The following is a 19,633-nucleotide window of genomic DNA, read 5'->3' as shown; positions in this document are numbered from 1 at the left end:
CAGCGATTCCCGAGAATGGCGCTGGCCAAACCGGGAAAGTCTGTGATCAGGCCGAGTTTGCCTACCGGGGGCACGCCCATGCGGCCCCTTTTTCCCTGTGCTTTTTCGCCAAGACGTATTTAGCACCCGGCTGCGCACGCGTGGCGCTTAGTTCCAGTTTCAACCGGCGGCCCTCGCCGGCATTGACTGGAATGAGCACAGATGGACTGTCTATTCGATATCATTGAGCGATTCGCCTCCCGGCCGAGCTTGCGCGATGTGGCTGCCGAAGAAATCTCGGCCTTGTTTACCCAACGGTTTCCCGATGACCGCCTAAAGCTCGGCACCGCGTGCTTGGTGGTGGAGGATCAGTCGACGGCGCCTCGGGCGGTGGCCGACGAGATCCTCGACCGTTTCAGCGGGGCTGCGGACGGTAACTGGGCGCAAGACACGCGAACGGTGGTGGACGAGCACGGGGTCGCCCACCCTCAATTGCCTATTCTGGCGCTGGGCGAGCTGATCGATAGCGTGGCCGTGGGGCTGCTGGGCCATTACGCCGAGGCGCTGGTGCGCTATTGGGCCGCCGAGGGCGATGCCCAGAGCGCTAGCCGCCTGGGGTGGTTAGCCACCCGGCTATCGGCGGATTTTGCCGGTACCTTGCGGGCGGCTGCCGGTACCCTGAGCGACAGCGAATACAACCTCGGCAGAACACTGCTGGGCAGCCCTGGCAAAGCTGCCCGTGACTTGCTCGATTCCGTATTCGAAACGCCTAGCGCAGAACGCCTGCAGGTGAGTGTGCCGCTGCAGCGGGGCGGCCAAGCCGATGCGCTTTACCCGTGCATGCTTATCCGCGCGGGCCAAGCGGCAGATGCCACCAGGCTACTGTATTGGCCCCTGGCCGGGCTATGGGCAGGGGAGCGCGCCCGTGATGGCTTGCGATCACTGCAGCGGGCGCCAGGCCGGCAGGTTTCGACGTTCAGCATACCGTGGGTGGAACCGCCGGCCGATGCCTTCGAGGGCTTGGCCCTGGCCATGCTCGACCGGCAGTTGGCCGAGTTGGCGGGCTTGGCGGCGGCACTGCCTTGTACGGCCGACCAGGCGCAGCAGTACGTTGCGGCCGTCAGCGACCTTAGCCGGTTACTGGGCCCATTTCCCCAGCCGCCTGCGGCACAACTCAAGCACCCCCTGCCACAGTGGCTGGCCGCCGCGCCATTGCCCCAGCGTTTGGCCTATGGCCAGGCGCTGGCCAAGGTCGCGGCGGCTCAGCGGGGTGACCCCGGGCGCCCGTTCGACGACGGTGTGCCTTCATTGCGCCAATACGCAAAAGACGCTTTGCTCACGGCCATTCGACAAAGACACCCTGGCTTCAATGTGCCGCTTTCGGCCTTGACCTTGCGTATCGACCGGGTTGTCGGCACGGCGGTCGCCAGCGGTGCTGACCTGCGGGTAGTCGGCGGTATCGAGCCCGTCAGCATGCCGGTGCTGGATTTTGCCCTGAACAACTTGTCCGGGTTACCCGCGGGTGCCCGCCATGTGCTACGCGGCGACGGCGTACCGGTACCCAGCTGGTTGACACCGCAGTACTTGGCCCGCGTGGTTGAGCAGGTCGATGTCGGCGGCCGATACCCTCATCTGGTCAAGGCTGCATTGCTGGACAGCCCGGACGCGGCCTGGCGGCGTGCCGCGTTCGCACGGCAGTTGAGCCTGCAACTGCCGTTGCAGGCGATGGAGCAGGCCATTCGCCACGAGCAGGGGCTGACTTGGGAAGGCTATCGTGTGATCGCGGCCATGTTCGGCGCCACCAGCGAACCACCCTACCCGGAACCGGTGGTGTTGCGCCATTTGGCGTTTCGCTCGCGTGCCGGTGCCGCCCCCGATGTGGCCGAGCATCTTTATGTGGCCGGGCCGCTAGATATGACCCACGGGCCGGTTTTGCTGTATGAGCCGCTGGCGCCCCGCCCCTTGCACCAGTGGGCGAGTTGGCATCAATTGCGGGCTGCCGTCGCGACACCGGGGCCGCTTCAGGCCCGTATATTGCCTTGGCTCAGCGATGCAGCCTCTGGCGTATACGCTGATGGGGGGTTCGAGCAGCCCCGTTTCCAACGTTTTGGGCAGGGTGACGAGTATGCTCCGGTGGCGACACCCCAGCCCGCCGAATTAGCCGATGTACCGGTGGCCGGGGCGGTATCGCAGGCGCTGTATGAAAACCATATCCAGGCCCTGGTTCATTTGGCCGAGCGCAACAGTGTGTCTAACCATCAAAGCCGTTGGGCGCAGTTTAAAGCGGGTGGGTGGTTGTTGCTCGACACGCTGTTGAGTGTGGTCAGTGGGCCGTTGCCCCGCGCTGTCTGGCTGCTGGAGGCGCTGGGCAGCTTTGAATCGTTCATCAAGCAAACGGGTGACATGCGCCGTGCGCGGCTGGCAGAGGTGCTGATGAACGTATCACTGGCTGTACTGCACGATGTGCGATGGTCGGCACCGGCCTATTTGCGCCATCCGCAGTACGATCCGCTACCGCCGACCGCGCCGAAGCTGCCGGCCAGCCTGCAGCCGGCAGCTGTGCCGCCGGGCTCGTGGCGTATGCGGCTGGATTTCGCTTGGGCAGGCCCCTACGCGCAACCGCCGAGTGAGGTGCGGGCGCGCCTTGCAACATTGCGCGGGAACCTTCCACGGCCGTTGCCACCGAGCCAGCAAAGCGGGCGCTATGCCGGGTTGGTCGAGCATGGCGGGCACTGGTATGCCCCGGTGGGCAAGGACGTCTATCCGGTCAAGGAGGCAGCACATGGTTTCTATATCGTCGACCCTACTGCACCCGCTGGGCAGGGGCCCGCGGTGCAGTGGCTTGACGGGCAATGGCGGTTGGACTTGCCGCTGCGCCTGCGGGGCGGTGGCCCCCGCACGGTCAAGGCCTATCGCGCACTGCGCGAGCGGGTCGCCACAGAACTGCAGCGCCTGAGCGGCGCCGTGTTGGAGCAGATCGCACTGCAGGAACGCTACGAACAACACTACGAGGCAGCCGCGGCGGAACTGCGACCGCGGTTTTTGGAAAAAATGCAGGGGGTGCTCACCGCACTCGTCGATATGACCGAGCAGCGGCGGGCACTGGATGCGCAATTGCTGCCAGCCGACCGGCTCAGCCCGCAACGCATGGCCACCGAGGTCAATGGCTTGCTGGCGTTCATTGGCAATTTTATCGAGCGCCTATGGGCCGAGCGCCAACCGTCGCTGGCGGTGATGGTCAGTTGCCTGAAGGCCGATGGGTTGGCCAGCGAGCGAACTTATAGCCAGTATCGGGCGGCCTTGGACGTAATACAACGCTACGATGAATGGGGCATGAAATGGTCGCAAGCGTGGGCCGACTGGACCGAGCACCTGCGTTCGGCCGCCGTTGTTGGCCCGGCGCAGGTTGAGCGGCAGTGGGTTGAAAGCGCCCCCTACCTTGAAGTGATGCGCTGGCGCGGCGCACGCTTGTTCGATGCCCTGGAGTTGAGCCTGACCCGTGAGGCGCTGGCGGATGCTTCGCAAGCATCAGGCTATTGGCATATGGTCGAAAGCAAATGGTTGCGGGCCGCCGTCTACTCCCACATGAACCTCGATCTGACCCTTCCACTGAGTGACCGTATCGAGGTATTGGAAAGCTCTTTACGCAGCTACGAGCGTGCGGTTGGCATCACCACGCTGGCGCAAGAAGGGGCGGCTGAGGCATCACTCGAGGTTGCCCAACTGGGGCGCGCATTAGCGCAACTGGGCGAATTGCAGGCACTGGCCGAACGGCAGGTGGCCGCCTGGGTCGCCGAATCGGCGTCGGTGCCTACCCCCGCTACCACGCCTGCACTTGCGGCCCGGCCCTCGCCACGGGTGCAGGTGGTTCGTACCGTGGACGAGCGCACCGTACTGGCGCGTGCGGCGAGCCAGCCCAGTGAACTGCCGGGGCAGGTGGCCGAAATGGTCGATTTTACCGGGCAAGTGATCGAAACGTACCATTTGCACGAAGAGGATGGCCTGTGGCATGAGGTCGTGGAGCATTCACCCGTGCCCGCTGAACGCGCTGCACCGGCCCGGGTCCATTTACGGCAGCGGATCGAAGCGGCGATCAACCGCTGCGACGCGGACCTCGACCAGGTACGGCGCCTGGCCCGAGCCGAGGCGGACCCCAAAGACATAGAAGATCTATTGGTGCATAAGGCCGACCGGCTACAGGGGCTGTTTGGGGCACTGCAGCAAGCCGACCGTACCGGTTGGAGCAGCGAGCAGGCCCAGGGCGCCGATGCGCTGATCGCCCGGGCCATGGCCGCCGAGCAGCGCCTGCGTGATGAAGGCCAGGCGCTACGGGTCGAGTTGATCAAGGCACAGCGCCCCACCGCCTCCCGGGTCGATTACCTGGTGCGGGGGGGCCAGGCGTACATCGAACGGGTGGGCCAGCGCCGAGCGTTGCAGCGGCCGGGGGATTTTCTCGAGGAGTACCGGATCGTCGATACCGAGCACAAAACCCTGTGGTGGGCGCACTTTCACTATGACCAGGCAACTGCCCCCGCTGAAGCCTACGTGGCTGCGCACCTGAAGCTGGCCACTGAACGCAAACTTGGTTACCGCGAATTGCTTGGCCGCGCGGGTAGCGGCCGAGCGGCGCTAGCCGTTTATCGCAGCAGCATCGGGCCGGCCTTGGCGCAACGACTGTTCCTGGCGGTGCCCAGAACCTAATAGCGTGCCGTGCTGGCACCTATCGAAACGCCAGGCTAACCCAAGGTGGCCCGCGCCAAACCGGGAAAGTCCGTGATCAGGCTGTCTACGCCAAAGTCGGCGAGCCGGCGCATCAGCGCCGGTTCATTGACCGTCCACACCGACACGTGCAACCCCTGGCGTTGGGCCCGTTGCAGGCGCTCGGGGGTACACAGCGTCCAGTTCAGTGCCAGCAACTGGCAGCCATAGTTCTGGGCGACTTTCAGCGGGTCGAGCCAGGCGTACTCGGCCACCAGCCCACGGGCGATGTCCGGGACCAAGTGCTGGGCGGCACGTAACACTTCGCGGGAACTCGAGGTAATGGTCACGGTGTCGAGTAGGCCAAAGCGTTGGGCAAGCTCGCGGATGGCGAGCACCGTATTGGCCGCGCGCACCCGCGAGGCACTCTTGACTTCCAACTGCCAATGCTCGAAGGGGCAAGCTTCGAACAACTGCGCAAGGGTTGGGATGGGACAGGGGCTGACCCAACCTGGCCCACCGCGGCGAGCATCGAAGCTGGCCAGTTCGGCGGCGCTGTAATCGCTCACCCTGCCGCGGCGCTCGGTGGTGCGCTGCAGGGTCGGGTCGTGGATCACCACCAGTTCACCGTCGCGGGACAGGTGCAAGTCGAGTTCGCAGCGTTTTACGCCATGGCCCAGGCATTGCTGGAAGCTGGCGAGGGTATTTTCAGGGGCTTCGCCTTTGGCGCCCCGATGACCGTATAGGAGGGTCACAGTGTTTCCTTACAAACTGAGGAAAAAACAGCGGCACGTGGCAAGTTGCATCGGCTGAGCGTAACGCTTTTAGTGGGCAGCGTGCAGCGGGTAAGTTTCTGCTGAAGCCGCCCGCCGGCGCTCGGCAGCTTGTGTCTGCAACACATAGCGTGCAAGCAATTGCCGTTGCGCGTCACTGGCATCGACGAACGCCACGCCCACGTCAAAATGCCCTTCGTGCGCCCGGTCGCAGCGCACCACGCGCGCCTGTAGCATCACCCCCAGCGCCTGCGGCATTAGCGCCATCTTCAGGGCCAGCAGGCTGCCGGGGGCCAGCGGTTGGGCATAGTGAAACTCCAGGCCCGCCTCCGACAGCACCACCGGTTGTGGCTCGCCGATGCTGCCCAGTATCGATTGCGCCATCACTTGCGTCAGCAACTCGATGCGTTTGTTCTGTGCGCGTAGCAAAGCGGCCAATGCCCGGTTGGCGTCGCCCACCTGGCGCAGCAAGTGTTGCGATTCGAAATCCGAGAGGTGCAGTTCACTGAGCAAGCCGAACAAGCTGGCGGCGGCGGTGTTTTCAGCCTCGGTGAAACCTGGGGCCAACGGGGTGATTTCAAGTGCGATACGATCGTTGATACGATAGTATTCGCGGCGTTCCGCGTCGTCTGTCGTCAGCATGGCGAACCCAATCTGGCAGTGATGGTCCGAGTGTAAGGTTGCACGGGCAGCTCCGCCACACGGGCGATCCAATCCATTGCGAACAAGCCCCTTACATGTTCAGACCTCTTTTCGTATACATCGGCGCACGTTATACCCGCGCCAAACGCCGTAACCACTTCGTTTCCTTCATTTCCCTAACGTCCATGATCGGCCTGGCCCTGGGGGTCGTGGTAATGATCGTGGTGCTGTCTGTGATGAACGGTTTCGACCGCGAAATGCGCAACCGGGTGCTGGGCATGGTGCCCCATGCGACCATCGAGTCGCCAACGCCAATCGACGATTGGCAGGCCCTGGCAGCCAAGGCCCAAGCCACCCCGGGGGTCGCTGCGGTGGCGCCGTTCACCCAGATGCAAGGCCTGTTGACCCACGATGGGCAGGTGCAAAAGGTTTTGCTCAACGGTATAGAGCCTGCCCGTGAAGATAAGGTTTCGATCATCGACGCCTTTATTCGCGAAGGTAAACTCGCTGACCTCGCCCCGGGGCAGTTCGGCATCATGATCGGCGACAAGGCCGCCAGTAAATTGGGGGTGAAGGTGGGTGACAAGGTCACCTTCGTCGCGCCCGAGGTCGCGGTAACGCCAGCCGGGGTGTTTCCACGCATGAAGCGGTTTACCGTGACGGGCGTGTTTCACGTGGGCGCCGGCGAAATCGATGGCTACCTGGGCATCACCAACCTGGAAGACCTTGGCCGCCTGCATCGCTGGAAGCCCGGCCAGGTGCAGGGCATTCGGCTGAAGTTCGACGATTTGTTCCAGGCCCCACGCCTGGCCTGGCAACTGGCCCAGCAGTTAGGTGATAACTACTACGCCCGCGATTGGACCCGCACCCACGGCAATCTTTACCAGGCTATCCGCATGGAAAAAAACATGATTGGCCTGCTATTGCTGCTGATTGTGGCGGTGGCCGCGTTCAACATCATTTCCACGCTGGTGATGGTGGTCAACGACAAACGGGGTGACATCGCCATCTTGCGGACCCTTGGCATGACCCCGCGGCAGATCATGGGGGTGTTCATGGTCCAGGGTACGGTCATCGGCGTGGTGGGCGTGGCCGTCGGTGCCGCGCTAGGCATCCTTGCCGCGCTGAACGTGAGCCGCGCCATCGCGGGGCTGGAACACCTGATCGGGCATAAATTCCTCAACCCCGACGTGTATTTCATCGATTACATCCCGTCGCAGGTCATGGCCGAGGACATTTACCTCGTGTGTGGCGCGGCGTTGATCCTGAGTTTCTTCGCCACCCTGTACCCGGCCTGGCGCGCGGCGCGCACGCAGCCGGCCGAGGCGCTTCGCTATGAGTGAGCCACGCATGAACGACAAAGCCGTGCTGAGTTGCCGCAACCTGGGCAAATCCTACGAGGAGGGCCCCGAATCGGTGGTGGTGCTGCATAACCTGCAGTTGGAGCTGTATGCGGGTGAGCGGGTAGCGATCGTCGGCACGTCGGGCTCTGGCAAAAGTACCTTGCTCAACCTGCTGGGCGGGCTGGACACGCCCACCCATGGCAGTGTTTGGCTGGCCGGCCAGGAACTGTCGGCACTTAACGAGCGCGACCGTGGGCTGCTGCGTAACCGTTCGCTGGGCTTCGTGTACCAGTTCCATCACTTATTGGCCGAGTTCACCGCATTGGAAAACGTGTGCATGCCATTGCTGATCGGCAAGGCGCCGATCGCCGAGGCCAAAGCCCGCGCCAGCGCGCTACTGGAGCGGGTAGGCTTGGGCCACCGGCTGTCGCACAAGCCGGCCGAGCTTTCCGGTGGTGAGCGCCAACGGGTGGCAATCGCCCGTGCACTGGTCAACCGGCCGGGGCTGGTGATGCTCGATGAGCCCACCGGCAACCTCGACCAGCACACGGCACAGGGTATCCAAGAACTGATGCTGGAGCTTTCCCAGTCGCTGAACACCGCGTTTCTGGTGGTAACCCATGACCAGGCCCTGGCCCGGCAGATGGACCGCACGCTGACGCTTGACGAAGGCCACTTGGTCCCGCTCTGATTTCGAGGCTTACATGTTCAGACCCCTAGCGATCTTCATCGGCAGCCGCTACACGCGGGCCAAGCGGCGCAATCATTTCATCTCGTTCATTTCGCTGACCTCGATGATTGGCCTGGCCCTGGGTGTGCTCGCAATGATCGTGGTGCTGTCGGTCATGAATGGTTTCCAGCATGAGATGAGCGAGCGCATTCTCGGCATGGTGCCCCACGCCACGGTAGGGGCTACCCAGCCGCTGGACGATTGGCGGCCGGTGGCCGAAGCCGCCATGAAGAACCCTGAAGTGCAGGCCGCAGTACCCTTCACCCAGCTTGACGGCATGCTCTCGTTCAAGGGGGCGATGCAGCCGATCCAGGTAAGCGGGGTGGACCCGGCCCAGGAGGGCAAGGTGTCCATCGTGGCCTCGCACATCAAGGCCGGCGACTTGCAGGCGCTCAAACCGGGTGAGTTCGGCGTGGTGATCGGAGAAATCACCGCCCGGCGCTTTCGCCTGGCACCGGGCGACAAAGTCACCCTTATCGTGCCGGAGGTCAGCACGGCACCGGGTGGCATCACCCCGCGCCTGCAACGCTTGACCGTGGTGGGTATCTTCAAGGTGGGGGCGGAGCTCGACAGCAGCCTGGCGCTGATCAATGTGCAGGATGCTGCCGAGCTACAGCACTGGCAGCCCACCCAGGTACAGAGCGTGCGCCTGAAAGTTCGCGACCTGTGGCTGGCACCGCAAGTGGCCAGCGACATTGCCCAGGGCTTGGGCCCGCAATACCGCGCCGATGACTGGACCCACACCCAAGGCAGCTTGTTCAGTGCCATGAAAATGGAAAAAACCATGATCGGCCTGTTGTTGCTGATGATAGTGGCAGTGGCGGCGTTCAATATCATCGCCACCCTGGTGATGGTGGTGAACGACAAGGGCACCGACATTGCCATTCTACGCACGCTCGGGGCCACGCCCGGGCAGATCCTTGGAATCTTCGTGGTGCAAGGCTCGCTGATCGGCATCGCCGGCACAGTGGCGGGTGGCGTGCTGGGGGTGATCGCCGCACTCAACGTGAGCCGGATCGTCGGCTGGATGGAGCGCGTCAGTGGCCAACACATCTTCACCTCCGATGTGTACTTCATCAGCAACCTGCCCTCGCAGTTGCAGTGGGGCGACGTGGCGATGATCTGCTGCGCCGGCTTGGTGATGAGTTTCCTCGCCACCCTCTACCCGGCTTGGCGCGCAGCGCAAGTGCAACCGGCGCAGGCCCTGCGTTACGAATGAGCCGGCAGGCGGATTACCAAACGCACCCAGCCTTGGCCGGACTCAGCGTGGATACCACCGCCATGGGCACGCACGATCGAACGGGTGATCGCCAAACCCAGGCCCGCGTGCTGCGCGCCGTGTTCATCGGGGCGGGCCGGCGCTTCGCGGTAAAACCGGTCGAATAGCCGAGCCAGGCGCGCGGGGGCAATACCTGGCCCGGTGTTGTGCACCTCAGCCCGGACTTCTTCCGCGGTTTGTTGCAGGTTGACCGTGACCTGGCCGCCCGCTGGGGTGAAGCGCAGCGCGTTCTCCAGCACGTTGGACAACGCGCGGCGCAGCATGCCGCGGTCGGCATACACGTTGGCATGGCCGTGCTGGGCCAGCGTGATGCCGGACTCGTCGGCCAACAGCCGGTAATACTCGAGCAAAGCGTCTACCTCTTGGGCCAGGTCCAGCGCTTCGTGGCCTGGCATCAGCAAGCCATGCTCCGCCTTGGCCAGCAACAGCATATCGTTGACCAGTTGCGCCAGGCGCTGCAGCTCTTCGAGGTTGCCGTGCAGTGCTTCGCGGTAGTCTTCAAGGGGGCGCGGGCGGGCCAGGGTAACCTGGGTGTGGGTGAGCAGGTTGGTCAGCGGCGTGCGCAGTTCGTGGGCGATGTCTGCGCTAAATGCCGTGAGCCGCTGGAAGGCATCATCGAGCCGGCCCAGCATGGCGTTGAAGGTATGTGCTACCTCCGCCAACTCTGCCGGCAGCGCATGGTCGGGCAGGCGGGTGGTCAGCGACGTGGCCGATACGCTGGCCGCGACCTCGCCCATTCGCCTCAGCGGGGCCAAGGCCCGCCGCGCCGCCCAGGCCCCCAGCAATGCGGTGGCCAGCGCCGACAGGCCGACGGTGAGCCAGATCAGCCGCTGCATGCGCTGCAGGAAGTGCTGGTGGTGAGTGATGTCGAGCAGCAGCTCCAACTGTGGGCCCTGGCCGCCGGCCAGTGGGGTTCGCAACACTCGAAAATCCCCACTAATGCCCTGCAGGCGGGTCAGGCCGGGCGGCGCGGGGCTGCCGAGCAGGGTAGGGCGGTCGTCGAACCAGAGCTGGCCATCCGGGCCGAGGATACGCAAACCTAGGTCCGACTCATGAGCCAACTCACTTTGCAGCGCAGGTAAATGCGCGGCCAGGCTTGCCCGGTCGTTCACGCCACCGAGTACGGTACGCAACGCCTGAAGGCGGCTGCCCAGCAGTTGTTGGTCCAGTTCCAGAAAATGCGCTTCGCTGGCACGGTTGAACAGCACCCCCGCCAGCAGCGAGACAACCGCGGTGCAGGCGGCGAACAGCAGGCCGATACGGCCACTGAGGCTGATGTTCATACCGGCCGCGCTTCAAGCACGTAACCCATGCCACGCACCGTGTGGATCAACTTGGCCGGATGAGGGTCATCGACCTTCGCCCGTAGGCGGCGGATGGCCACTTCGATGACGTTGGTGTCGCTGTCGAAGTTCATGTCCCACACTTGCGAGGCAATCAGCGATTTGGGTAACACCTCGCCCTGCCGCCTTAATAACAGTTCGAGCAGGGCGAATTCGCGGGCAGTGAGGTCGATGCGCTGGCCTTCACGCTCGGCGCGCCGGCGCAGCATGTCGAGGCGCAGGCCGGCCAGCTCCAGCGTTGTGGCCAGGCTGGGGCTGGCGCTGCGGCGTAGCAAGGTGCGTACACGGGCCAGCAACTCGGCGAAGGCGAAGGGTTTGACCAGGTAATCGTCAGCACCCAGCTCCAGGCCGTGAACACGGTCGGCCACAGAGTCGCGGGCGGTGAGAAACAGCACCGGGGTATCGTGGCCCGCGCTGCGCAACGCCTGGAGAATTTGCCAGCCGTCACGGCCTGGCAGCATCACGTCCAGGATCACCAGCGCATAGTCGCCGGCCAGGGCCAGGTGTTGGCCGTTCAGGCCGTGGTCGGCCCAGTCCACTGCGTAGCCGGCTTCACTCAGCCCCTGGCGCAGGTAGTGGCCGGTCTTGGCTTGGTCTTCGACGAGCAGCAGTTTCATGGTGGGCCTGTGGTGGCGGGCAAGGTGTCCATTTTAGCGCGGGCATAAACAAAGGCAGGTACAATAGCCGGGAAATTATCTACCAGGTTTTGCCATGCACCCTGCCGCCGAACATTCCCCGCTGGGCAAGGCCAGTGAATACGTTACTGCTTACACCCCTGGCCTGTTGTTCCCGATACCCCGTGCCGACAAGTGGGCCGAACTCGGCCTGGTCGCCGATCGCCTGCCCTACCAAGGCGTGGACATATGGAATTGTTACGAATTGTCTTGGCTGCTGCCCACCGGCAGGCCGGTGGTGGCCATTGGCGAGTTCCGGATTGCGGCCGACTCGCCCAATATCATCGAGTCCAAATCGTTCAAGCTGTACCTGAACTCGCTTAACCAAACTGTTTTCGCCAGCTTCGCCGCCGCGCAAGCCTGCCTTGAACGCGACCTTTCGGCGGCCGCCGGCAAACCGGTGCACGTGCTGCTCAAGACCTTGCCACAGGCCCAGGCCGAAGGCCTCGAAGCGGTGCCGGGAACCTGTATCGATGACCTGGATGTGCATTTGAATGTGTACCAGCACCCCAGCGCCGAGCAGTTGCGCTGTGGCCAAGGCCAGGTGGCCGAGGTGCTTCACAGCCATTTGCTGAAGTCGAATTGCCCGGTGACTGGCCAGCCTGATTGGGGTACGGTGGTGGTGGACTACCACGGCAAGGCGCTGGACCACGCGAGTTTTCTCGCCTATGTGGTGAGTTTTCGCCAGCATTCGGATTTCCATGAGCAGTGCGTGGAGCGTATGTTCCTGGACCTGCTCAGGTTATTGGCGCCCGAGCGCTTGACCGTATATGCGCGCTATGTGCGCCGTGGCGGCCTGGACATCAACCCCTACCGCAGCACCCAGGCGCTTACGTGGGCCAACCGGCGGTTTGCCCGCCAGTAGTGGTGCGGACGGGGGTCAGACGCCCATGCTACCCAGTTTTTGCACGATGTCGCGCAGCACGCTCGCTACCTTTGGGTATTCCACTTCCAGGCGCTCTACGGCAAGTGTTAGCCCGTCGCTCAGGCTGTCGGGCTGCTGTGTTGCGTCTTCCACCTTGATGCGCGCGCCAATTTGCTGCATTAATTGCTCAAGCTTATCGCGTTCTTCCAGCGACAGTGGTGGTTCTTTATCGAGTTGATCGCGCAAGGCGGTCAGTTGTTCTTCGAGTTCGCGCACAGGCATTAGGTTCTCCTTCAAAAGCGGGCGCTTCCATTGACCAGGCGGCAAGGGTAAAGGTTCTGGGGCGCAGAGCGCAACGCTTGTGGTATTACGGCGCGTGTTCCTTATACTAGGGCGTTTTTAGACAAATTTTGAAGATATTCGACCATTGGAGGAAACACCCGATGCGCCACATCCAAGCGCGCCGTTTCGGCCCCCTCACTTGCTTGGCGTTGAGCTTGGCGTTGGCGCCGCTGGCTGCGCAGGCCGCCGAGGACGACCCCTGGGAAAGCGTGAACCGTGCAGTGTTCCGCTTCAACGATACGCTCGACACCTACACGCTCAAGCCGATTGCGAAGGGCTACCAGTATGTAACGCCGCAGTTTCTGCAAGACGGCGTGCACAACGTGTTCAACAACCTTGGCGATGTGACCAACCTGGCCAACAATGTGCTGCAGGCCAAGCCAGCAGCGGCGGGCAAGGACGTGGCGCGGCTGATCTTCAACACCACCTTCGGCGTGCTCGGGTTCTTCGATGTCGGCACGCGCATGGGCTTGCAGCGCAGCGACGAAGACTTTGGCCAAACGCTGGGCTATTGGGGCGTGCCCAGCGGCCCGTACGTGATGTTGCCACTGCTCGGCCCAAGCACCGTGCGCGACGCCGTGGCCAAGTACCCGGATACCTATACCTACCCCTACCGCTACGTCGACCATGTGCCCACGCGCAACACGGTTTTCGGGCTGAACATGGTCGATACCCGGGCCAATCTGCTGTCGGCCGAGAAGCTGATCCGTGGCGACAAATACACATTCTTGCGCAATGCCTACCTGCAGAACCGGGAATTCAAGGTCAAGGATGGCCAAGTCGAAGACGATTTCTGATCGCCCAGGGCGGCCTCAACCGATCTTGATGCCGTCCATTTCGATGATTCTCAAGCCGAGCAACTGGGCGTCGTTCGGCGCCGCTTCAATCCGTACCACCTCGCAGCGCGCTTCGAGATCCGCGACCGTGGGGTGATGGGATGGTACGGTGACATCGATCTGCTCGCCTACGCGCAGTTTGCTGGGTGCTTCTATCTGCATACCGCTGCTGGAGAGGTCGTGGCAGGTGCCGTCCAGGTTGGCGCCTTGCGCTCGCACAGTGATCTTGGCGCCTATGCTCATACGGATGAAATCGCGTTTTTCACTGTAGTCGAGTCGATTCATTAGGTTCATCCCTTGATTATGTAAGTGCTGCACGGTACTCAGGTTTCTTATAACGCCCAGCGATTTAGCCTGTAAAGTCGCGCCGCGACCATCGGCGCATGCTTGAAACGGCAAGCGGATGGGAGTACCGTCTGCGCCTTATAGGGCACCTCTGCAACGCGCGCCCAGGCTTGCTGGCCTGGAACATCGCCAGGGTGTCAGAAGTGAATCCAGTAAGTGAGTTCTGCCCCGGCCGAGCCTTCCTTATGCCAACCAATTTCTGGCGCCGTTTGCCCACATGCCGAACACCAGTGCAACGCTGCTCCTGATCGACGATGACGAAGTCGTTCGCGCGAGCATTGCTGCTTATCTAGAAGACAGCGGCTTTCGTGTGCTGCAGGCCAATAATGGCGTGCAGGGCTTGGCGGTATTCGAACGGGAAAAACCCGACCTGATCGTATGCGACCTACGCATGCCACAACTGGGCGGCTTGGAGCTGATTCGCAAGGTCAATGAAGGCGCTTACGATACGCCGGTGATCGTAGTTTCCGGCGCGGGCGTGATGGCCGATGCGGTCGAAGCCTTGCGCCTGGGCGCCGCGGATTACCTGATCAAGCCGCTCGAAGACCTGGCCGTACTTGAACATTCGGTGGCCCGTGCCCTCGACCGCTCGCGGCTGGTGCGCGAAAACCTGCGTTACCGGGAAAAGCTCGAGGCTGCCAACCGCGAGTTGGAGGCGAGCCTGCATTTGTTGCAGGAAGACCAGAACGCTGGCCGCCAGGTTCAAATGAACATGTTGCCGGTCAGCCCATGGGTGACCGACGGTTTCCGCTTTGAGCACCAGATTATCCCCTCGCTGTATCTGTCGGGGGATTTCGTCGATTGCTTCCGCGTCGACGAGCATCGCTTGGCGTTCTACTTGGCTGACGTTTCCGGCCATGGTGCCTCGTCGGCGTTCGTCACAGTGCTGCTCAAGTTCATGACCACCCGGCTGATGTTCGAGTCCAAGCGCAACGGTGCCCTGCCTGAATTCAAACCGTCCCAGGTGTTGGCGCATATCAATCGCGGCCTGCTCAACTGCCGGCTGGGCAAGCACGTGACCATGGTGGGCGGGGTCATCGACCAGCAGCGCGGCGTCCTCACCTACAGCATTGGTGGCCATTTGCCGCTTCCGGTGCTATACACTGGTGGCAGCGGTCGCTACCTCGAAGGGCGCGGTTTGCCGGTAGGGCTGTTCGACGAAGCCAGCTACCACGACCACGTGCTGGAGTTACCTGAGCGTTTCAGTTTGACCCTGTTCTCAGATGGCATCCTGGACCTTTTGCCAGGTGAAACACTCAAAGACAAAGAAGCTGCCTTGCCTCACATCATCGAGGCAGCAGGCGGTAGCCTGGATGGCTTGCGCCAACAGTTTGGATTGGCCACCTTGGGTGAGATGCCGGATGATATCGCTCTCATGGTGCTAAGCAGGAATTTTGAATGAGTACCGGTAGAATCCAGTTCGCTGAGCAAGGCGGCACCTTTGTGCTGAAATTTGTGGGCGAAGTGCGCTTGACGCTGTGCTCGGCGCTGGATGCCACGATCGAGAAAATCTTCTGCGCCCTGGATTTCTCGGCCATCATCATCGATTTGACCGAAACCCGTAGCATCGACAGCACCACGCTGGGGTTGCTGGCCAAACTCTCGATTCTGTCGCGGCAAAAGGTCGGGCTGCTGCCGACCGTGGTGACGACCCATGAAGACATCACGCGGCTGTTGCAGTCGATGGGCTTCGATCAGGTATTCAATATCGTCGAAACGCCGATTCCTTGCCCAGAATGCCTGACCGACCTGCCATCGCAGGACCAGGATGAAGACGTGGTCAAATCCAAGGTGTTGGAAGCGCACAAGATCCTCATGGGCCTGAACGACTCTAACCGTGAGGCGTTTCACGACCTGGTGAATGCGCTGGAGCGCAGCTAGGCGGGCCTGGTGGGGTCCGCGGCGCGGCCGGCCAAAGGATTAGGACGGGCTGGGTGGTACCCAGCCGAGCGGCTGCTCTGCGCGCCGCGACGGTTACGCAGGCAAGGTATGAAACGTGGCAAGCTCCACGCAAAAAGGGCGACCCTGCGGTCGCCCTTTTGCATGCGGGGGCGTTTTATCAGCCTTTGTATTCACCGATCAGCTTCTCGAGCTTCTCCTGGTCGCGGGCGAACTGCCGAATGCCTTCGGCGAGTTTCTCGGTGGCCATGGCGTCTTCGTTGCTCAGCCAACGGAATTTAGGTTCATCCAGCGCCAGCTTGGCTTCGCCGTTGGTGTTGGGCTTGAGCACGCGCTGCAAGGGGCCTTCGTCGCTGGCCAGCTTATCGAGCAGGTCAGGGCTGATGGTCAAGCGGTCGCAGCCGGCCAGGTGTTCGATCTGGCTTGTGTTACGGAAGCTTGCGCCCATTACTACGGTTTTGTAGCCATTGGTTTTGTAGTAATCGTAGATGCGCGTGACCGACTGCACGCCCGGGTCTTCGGCGCCGGTATAGTCGGTGTTATTGGCTTTTTTGTACCAGTCGTAGATACGGCCTACGAACGGCGAGATCAGAAACACCCCTGCATCGGCGCAGGCCGCGGCCTGGGCGAAAGAGAACAACAGGGTGAGATTGCACTGGATGCCATCACGCTCGAGCTGCTCGGCCGCGCGGATGCCTTCCCAGGTAGAGGCCAGCTTGATCAGCACCCGATCACGGCTCACACCGTGCTTTTCGTACAGTTCGATCAGGTGGTTGGCCTTTTTCAACATGGCCGAGGTGTCGAACGACAATCGCGCGTCGACTTCCGTGGAAATACGGCCCGGGATGGCTTTGAGGATTTCGCTGCCGACCGCCACGTTCAGGGCGTCCCCGGCGACTTGTACATTGCCACCGGACTCACCGATCACTTTTTTGAGCAGCGCGGCATAGCCTGGCAGGGATGCAGCCTTGAGCAGCAGCGAGGGGTTGGTGGTGGCGTCTTGGGGCTTGAGGCGCTTGATTGCATCCACATCGCCGGTATCGGCCACGACTGTCGTGAATTGCTTGAGTTGTTCCAGCTTGGAAGTCATGAGTGTTCTCTGTCCTGTTGAAATAGCGACATTAACTTAGCACCCCCCGCCCCTTAATGGGGCGGTGCGGCGCTACCTTAAAGCGATATGGCGTTGGAGTTCAGCACCACGGCGAGGTTCCGACGGTATGGCGCTGGCCTACCCGCTAGCGGCCGTGCAGCAGCGCCGCCGCTTGGTCGTATAGTGCCAACGGCGTGGCCGTTTTGTGTACGTCTACCGAGAGCAACTGGCGGAATTTGCGCGCGCCTGGAAAACCCTGGGCAAGGCCCAGCATGTGGCGCGTCACATGGTGCATCGAACCACCCTCGCGCAGGTGTGCCTCGATATACGGTCGCATAGCCAGTAGCGCACCATAACGCGTTATCGCCGGCCCCTGGCCACCGAATAGCGCGGCGTCCACTTCGGCCAGCAAGTAGGGGTTGTGGTAGGCCTCGCGGCCAAGCATCACCCCGTCGAACGTTGCCAGGTGCGCCAGGCAATCACTCAAGGTTTTGATGCCGCCGTTGAGCACCAGTTCAAGATCAGGAAAATCGCCCTTCAACCGCGCCGCCACCTCGTAGCGCAGCGGGGGCACCTCGCGGTTCTCCTTCGGCGACAGGCCTTCGAGGATAGCGATGCGCGCGTGCACGGTGAAGCTGTGGCAACCTGCATCACGTACCTGGCCGACAAAATCGCACAACTGTTCGTAACTGTCGCGCCCGTTGATGCCGATGCGGTGCTTGACCGTGACCGGGATGCTGACCGTATCGCGCATCGCCTTCACGCAATCGGCGACCAGCGCCGGATGGCCCATCAGGCAGGCGCCGATCAGGTTGTTCTGCACCCGGTCGCTGGGGCAACCTACATTGAGATTCACCTCATCGTAACCGGCCTGCTCGGCCAGCCGTGCGCACGCGGCCAGCTCTGCGGGCACACTGCCGCCCAACTGCAAGGCTACGGGGTGTTCCGCTTCGTGATAACGCAGCCACCGGCCAGCATCGCCGTTGAGCAAGGCCCCGGTGGTGACCATCTCGGTGTACAGCAGGGCACGTTGCGAGAGTTGCCGGTGGAAGTACCGGCAATGGTGGTCTGTCCAATCCATCATGGGCGCAACGGAAAATCTCCTAGATACCGAATCTGCTTGATTTGCCCGTCCTGACTGCTGATTCATTGGTTTTCGACAATCCCCCGTTCACCATTGTTTTTGCTCATTCAACCTTGTTTTCCGTTGCTCGTTGCTACATTGTAGCAAGCCCTTCACCTCATGTAGCAAAAACGATGGGCAGCATCACCACTCGCAAGCGCAAGGACGGATCGGCCGGGTATACCGCGCAGATCCGCATCATGAAGCAGGGCGCAACAGTTTATCAGGAATCGCAGACCTTCGACCGCAAGACCACCGCCCAGGCTTGGATCAAAAAGCGCGAAGCTGAACTGGCTGCACCTGGAGCCCTGGAGAAGGCCAGCCGCAAGGGCGTGACGATCAAGAGCATGATCGAGCGGTATCTCGCGGAGTACGAGAAAATACGCCCTCTGGGCAAGACCAAGCGCGCCACCCTCACAGCCATCGGCAAGACGCCCCTGGGGGCCCTGGAAGACTCTCAGCTCACTAGCCAGCATATCGTCGAGTATGCCAACGAGCGCATGCAGAAGGACGGGGTGCAGGCTCAGACTGTGGGGAACGACCTGGCCCACCTGGGTGCTGTTCTTTCCGTAGCAAAACCAGCCTGGGGCTATGATGTCGACGAAACCGCAATGGCTCATGCGCGGCGCGTTCTAAAGAAAATGGGGGCTGTTGCGAGTAGCAAGGAGCGTGATCGCCGACCAACGCTGAAAGAGCTGGAAAGCATTCTTGGGTATTTCGCCGATATGCGCGACAGGCGGCGGCAGCAGACCGACATGGTTAGAGTGGTGGCCTTCGCGCTGTTCTCCACCCGCCGGCAGGAGGAGATAACCCGCATTCGCTGGGACGCTATCAACCCTGAGCGCCAGGCCGTGCTGATCAAAGACATGAAAAACCCTGGCCAGAAATGGGGCAATGACGTCTGGTGCCATGTGCCTGATGAGGCCTGGGCCATCATGATGTCGATGCCCCGTGCGGGGGAATTCGTCTTCCCTTACAAATCTAGAACCATTGGCACTGCCTTTACTCGGGCGTGCCACTTCCTGGAAATCAAGGACTTGCATTTCCATGATCTGCGACACGATGGAGTGAGTCGGCTATTTGAATTGGGGTGGGATATCCCGCAGGTGGCGTCGGTGTCAGGCCACAGGGATTGGAACTCGATGCGCAGATACACGCACCTGAGAGGGAAGGGGGACCGCTATGCGGGGTGGGAATGGATACAGAAGATCATAACGGGCCCCACGATCGGGGCCCGGTAGGGGTCAGGAAACGCGCTTGAGGCGCCTTCCCATTAGCTTTTCATGCTCTGTCTTGGCCTTGAGGTGCTGGGCATCCAAGTATGCGGCCAAGTCGTTCAAATGCACCCCGCGCGCAGCCTTCTGGCTGCCCTCCATGCGCACGAGCGGCAAGTCTATCTCCCCCGCAGCCACCTTTGCCTTCATCTTTTCCGGCGTGAGGTGGCTGAAGTAATCGGTGCATACCCGCTCGAGCGGGATGATAGCCTGCCCATCGTACTGGGCCATAAGCAAAAAAGTTGTGTTCATGTCGTTCTCCAGGCCGCCCGGGGCGGCGGTCGGGGTTAGGTGGTGGCTTTGGCGATGGCTGCGTCAATCCGCTTTATCGTTGTGTGCTCAGCGATATTTTCCTCACTATCGAACCAGTCAGGCGCGCCGTGCTTAAGAGCCGTGGC

18 protein-coding genes are annotated in these 19,633 nt (G+C 62.1%); 9 read left to right on the top strand and 9 right to left on the bottom strand.

Annotated features, from left to right (window positions below):
* Positions 1-201: 201 nt before the first annotated feature.
* Positions 202-4,680 (top strand): dermonecrotic toxin domain-containing protein, encoded by a 4,479-nt coding sequence (locus HAQ05_RS23510; protein ID WP_190425314.1) that lies wholly within the window; start codon positions 202-204, stop codon positions 4,678-4,680.
* Between the two features lie 35 nt (positions 4,681-4,715).
* On the opposite strand, the gene HAQ05_RS23505 is transcribed toward HAQ05_RS23510, so the two are convergent.
* Positions 4,716-5,432: a glycerophosphodiester phosphodiesterase family protein gene (locus tag HAQ05_RS23505; protein WP_190425309.1), complete on the bottom strand. Its 717-nt coding sequence runs from the start codon at positions 5,430-5,432 to the stop codon at positions 4,716-4,718.
* A 69-nt stretch (positions 5,433-5,501) separates the two neighbouring features.
* A complete protein-coding gene (locus HAQ05_RS23500) occupies positions 5,502-6,092 on the bottom strand; it encodes a PilZ domain-containing protein (RefSeq protein WP_190425306.1) in 591 nt (196 codons plus the stop codon).
* 95 nt (positions 6,093-6,187) lie between these two features.
* Between HAQ05_RS23500 and HAQ05_RS23495 the strand changes: the two genes are divergently transcribed.
* From HAQ05_RS23495 to HAQ05_RS23485, 3 genes are read left to right on the top strand one after another with little or no spacing between them, the layout of a single operon-like run.
* Positions 6,188-7,435: a lipoprotein-releasing ABC transporter permease subunit gene (locus HAQ05_RS23495; protein ID WP_190425303.1), complete on the top strand. Its 1,248-nt coding sequence runs from the start codon at positions 6,188-6,190 to the stop codon at positions 7,433-7,435.
* A 7-nt stretch (positions 7,436-7,442) separates the two neighbouring features.
* Complete coding sequence (lolD, locus tag HAQ05_RS23490; protein ID WP_190425423.1) at positions 7,443-8,126, top strand: lipoprotein-releasing ABC transporter ATP-binding protein LolD; 684 nt, start codon at positions 7,443-7,445, stop codon at positions 8,124-8,126.
* 13 nt (positions 8,127-8,139) lie between these two features.
* Positions 8,140-9,384, top strand: coding sequence for a lipoprotein-releasing ABC transporter permease subunit (locus tag HAQ05_RS23485; protein ID WP_190425300.1), 1,245 nt, complete (start codon positions 8,140-8,142; stop codon positions 9,382-9,384).
* Here the strand turns inward: HAQ05_RS23485 and HAQ05_RS23480 are convergent.
* Together HAQ05_RS23480 and HAQ05_RS23475 are read right to left on the bottom strand one after the other, a co-directional pair.
* On the bottom strand, positions 9,375-10,727 hold the full coding sequence (locus HAQ05_RS23480; RefSeq protein WP_190425297.1) for a heavy metal sensor histidine kinase: 1,353 nt from the start codon (positions 10,725-10,727) through the stop codon (positions 9,375-9,377). The genes HAQ05_RS23485 and HAQ05_RS23480 overlap by 10 nt on opposite strands.
* Positions 10,724-11,404, bottom strand: coding sequence for a heavy metal response regulator transcription factor (locus tag HAQ05_RS23475; RefSeq protein WP_190425294.1), 681 nt, complete (start codon positions 11,402-11,404; stop codon positions 10,724-10,726). The genes HAQ05_RS23480 and HAQ05_RS23475 overlap by 4 nt, the downstream gene beginning before the upstream one ends.
* Positions 11,405-11,498: 94 nt before the next feature.
* On the opposite strand from HAQ05_RS23475, the gene queF reads away from it, so the two are divergent.
* Entirely contained in the window at positions 11,499-12,326 is an 828-nt protein-coding gene (gene queF, locus HAQ05_RS23470; protein WP_190425291.1) for an NADPH-dependent 7-cyano-7-deazaguanine reductase QueF, read from the top strand.
* A 15-nt stretch (positions 12,327-12,341) separates the two neighbouring features.
* Here queF and HAQ05_RS23465 read toward each other — a convergent pair whose 3' ends face one another.
* Positions 12,342-12,608 (bottom strand): DUF4404 family protein, encoded by a 267-nt coding sequence (locus tag HAQ05_RS23465; RefSeq protein ID WP_190425288.1) that lies wholly within the window; start codon positions 12,606-12,608, stop codon positions 12,342-12,344.
* Positions 12,609-12,769: 161 nt separating this feature from the next.
* On the opposite strand from HAQ05_RS23465, the gene HAQ05_RS23460 reads away from it, so the two are divergent.
* Positions 12,770-13,465: an MlaA family lipoprotein gene (locus HAQ05_RS23460; RefSeq protein ID WP_190425285.1), complete on the top strand. Its 696-nt coding sequence runs from the start codon at positions 12,770-12,772 to the stop codon at positions 13,463-13,465.
* A 15-nt stretch (positions 13,466-13,480) separates the two neighbouring features.
* Here the strand turns inward: HAQ05_RS23460 and HAQ05_RS23455 are convergent, their stop codons facing one another.
* A complete protein-coding gene (locus tag HAQ05_RS23455; protein WP_238935068.1) occupies positions 13,481-13,789 on the bottom strand; it encodes a PilZ domain-containing protein in 309 nt (102 codons plus the stop codon).
* 277 nt (positions 13,790-14,066) lie between these two features.
* Here HAQ05_RS23455 and rssB point away from each other — a divergent pair, with 277 nt between their 5' ends.
* Both rssB and rssC read left to right on the top strand, forming a co-directional pair.
* Positions 14,067-15,251: a two-component system response regulator RssB gene (gene rssB, locus HAQ05_RS23450; RefSeq protein ID WP_190425280.1), complete on the top strand. Its 1,185-nt coding sequence runs from the start codon at positions 14,067-14,069 to the stop codon at positions 15,249-15,251.
* The gene (rssC, locus tag HAQ05_RS23445) at positions 15,248-15,730 is read left to right on the top strand and encodes an anti-sigma factor antagonist RssC (protein ID WP_190425277.1); all 483 of its coding nucleotides are present in this window, start codon (positions 15,248-15,250) and stop codon (positions 15,728-15,730) included. Before rssB ends, rssC begins: the two co-directional genes overlap by 4 nt.
* A gap of 178 nt (positions 15,731-15,908) precedes the next feature.
* Here rssC and tal read toward each other — a convergent pair whose 3' ends face one another.
* The gene (gene tal, locus HAQ05_RS23440) at positions 15,909-16,838 is read right to left on the bottom strand and encodes a transaldolase (protein ID WP_190425275.1); all 930 of its coding nucleotides are present in this window, start codon (positions 16,836-16,838) and stop codon (positions 15,909-15,911) included.
* A gap of 145 nt (positions 16,839-16,983) precedes the next feature.
* A complete protein-coding gene (gene dusA / locus HAQ05_RS23435; RefSeq protein ID WP_190425272.1) occupies positions 16,984-17,988 on the bottom strand; it encodes a tRNA dihydrouridine(20/20a) synthase DusA in 1,005 nt (334 codons plus the stop codon).
* Positions 17,989-18,095: 107 nt separating this feature from the next.
* Here dusA and HAQ05_RS23430 point away from each other — a divergent pair, with 107 nt between their 5' ends.
* Positions 18,096-19,202, top strand: a complete 1,107-nt coding sequence (locus tag HAQ05_RS23430) for a site-specific integrase (RefSeq protein WP_190425269.1) — start codon at positions 18,096-18,098, stop codon at positions 19,200-19,202.
* A gap of 3 nt (positions 19,203-19,205) precedes the next feature.
* Here HAQ05_RS23430 and HAQ05_RS23425 read toward each other — a convergent pair whose 3' ends face one another.
* Entirely contained in the window at positions 19,206-19,487 is a 282-nt protein-coding gene (locus HAQ05_RS23425) for a pyocin activator PrtN family protein (protein WP_190425266.1), read from the bottom strand.
* Between the last annotated feature and the right edge of the window lie 146 nt (positions 19,488-19,633).

It is taken from the genome of Pseudomonas typographi (assembly GCF_014694385.1).
GTDB classification, from domain to species: domain Bacteria; phylum Pseudomonadota; class Gammaproteobacteria; order Pseudomonadales; family Pseudomonadaceae; genus Aquipseudomonas; species Aquipseudomonas typographi.
The sequence above is the reverse complement of the archived record's forward strand: the minus strand, read 5'-3'. Positions and strand labels throughout refer to the sequence as shown.

What these genes read in the sequence shown, in the direction of transcription:
- HAQ05_RS23510 (WP_190425314.1), top strand. Translation starts at nt 202, where the DNA reads ATGGACTGTCTATTCGATATCATTGAGCGATTCGCCTCCCGGCCGAGC.
- HAQ05_RS23500 (WP_190425306.1), bottom strand. Translation starts at nt 6,092, where the DNA reads ATGCTGACGACAGACGACGCGGAACGCCGCGAATACTATCGTATCAAC.
- HAQ05_RS23495 (WP_190425303.1), top strand. Translation starts at nt 6,188, where the DNA reads ATGTTCAGACCTCTTTTCGTATACATCGGCGCACGTTATACCCGCGCC.
- lolD (WP_190425423.1), top strand. Translation starts at nt 7,443, where the DNA reads ATGAACGACAAAGCCGTGCTGAGTTGCCGCAACCTGGGCAAATCCTAC.
- HAQ05_RS23485 (WP_190425300.1), top strand. Translation starts at nt 8,140, where the DNA reads ATGTTCAGACCCCTAGCGATCTTCATCGGCAGCCGCTACACGCGGGCC.
- HAQ05_RS23480 (WP_190425297.1), bottom strand. Translation starts at nt 10,727, where the DNA reads ATGAACATCAGCCTCAGTGGCCGTATCGGCCTGCTGTTCGCCGCCTGC.
- HAQ05_RS23475 (WP_190425294.1), bottom strand. Translation starts at nt 11,404, where the DNA reads ATGAAACTGCTGCTCGTCGAAGACCAAGCCAAGACCGGCCACTACCTG.
- queF (WP_190425291.1), top strand. Translation starts at nt 11,499, where the DNA reads ATGCACCCTGCCGCCGAACATTCCCCGCTGGGCAAGGCCAGTGAATAC.
- HAQ05_RS23465 (WP_190425288.1), bottom strand. Translation starts at nt 12,608, where the DNA reads ATGCCTGTGCGCGAACTCGAAGAACAACTGACCGCCTTGCGCGATCAA.
- HAQ05_RS23460 (WP_190425285.1), top strand. Translation starts at nt 12,770, where the DNA reads ATGCGCCACATCCAAGCGCGCCGTTTCGGCCCCCTCACTTGCTTGGCG.
- HAQ05_RS23455 (WP_238935068.1), bottom strand. Translation starts at nt 13,789, where the DNA reads ATGAATCGACTCGACTACAGTGAAAAACGCGATTTCATCCGTATGAGC.
- rssB (WP_190425280.1), top strand. Translation starts at nt 14,067, where the DNA reads ATGCCGAACACCAGTGCAACGCTGCTCCTGATCGACGATGACGAAGTC.
- rssC (WP_190425277.1), top strand. Translation starts at nt 15,248, where the DNA reads ATGAGTACCGGTAGAATCCAGTTCGCTGAGCAAGGCGGCACCTTTGTG.
- tal (WP_190425275.1), bottom strand. Translation starts at nt 16,838, where the DNA reads ATGACTTCCAAGCTGGAACAACTCAAGCAATTCACGACAGTCGTGGCC.
- dusA (WP_190425272.1), bottom strand. Translation starts at nt 17,988, where the DNA reads ATGAATCAGCAGTCAGGACGGGCAAATCAAGCAGATTCGGTATCTAGG.
- HAQ05_RS23430 (WP_190425269.1), top strand. Translation starts at nt 18,096, where the DNA reads ATGGGCAGCATCACCACTCGCAAGCGCAAGGACGGATCGGCCGGGTAT.
- HAQ05_RS23425 (WP_190425266.1), bottom strand. Translation starts at nt 19,487, where the DNA reads ATGAACACAACTTTTTTGCTTATGGCCCAGTACGATGGGCAGGCTATC.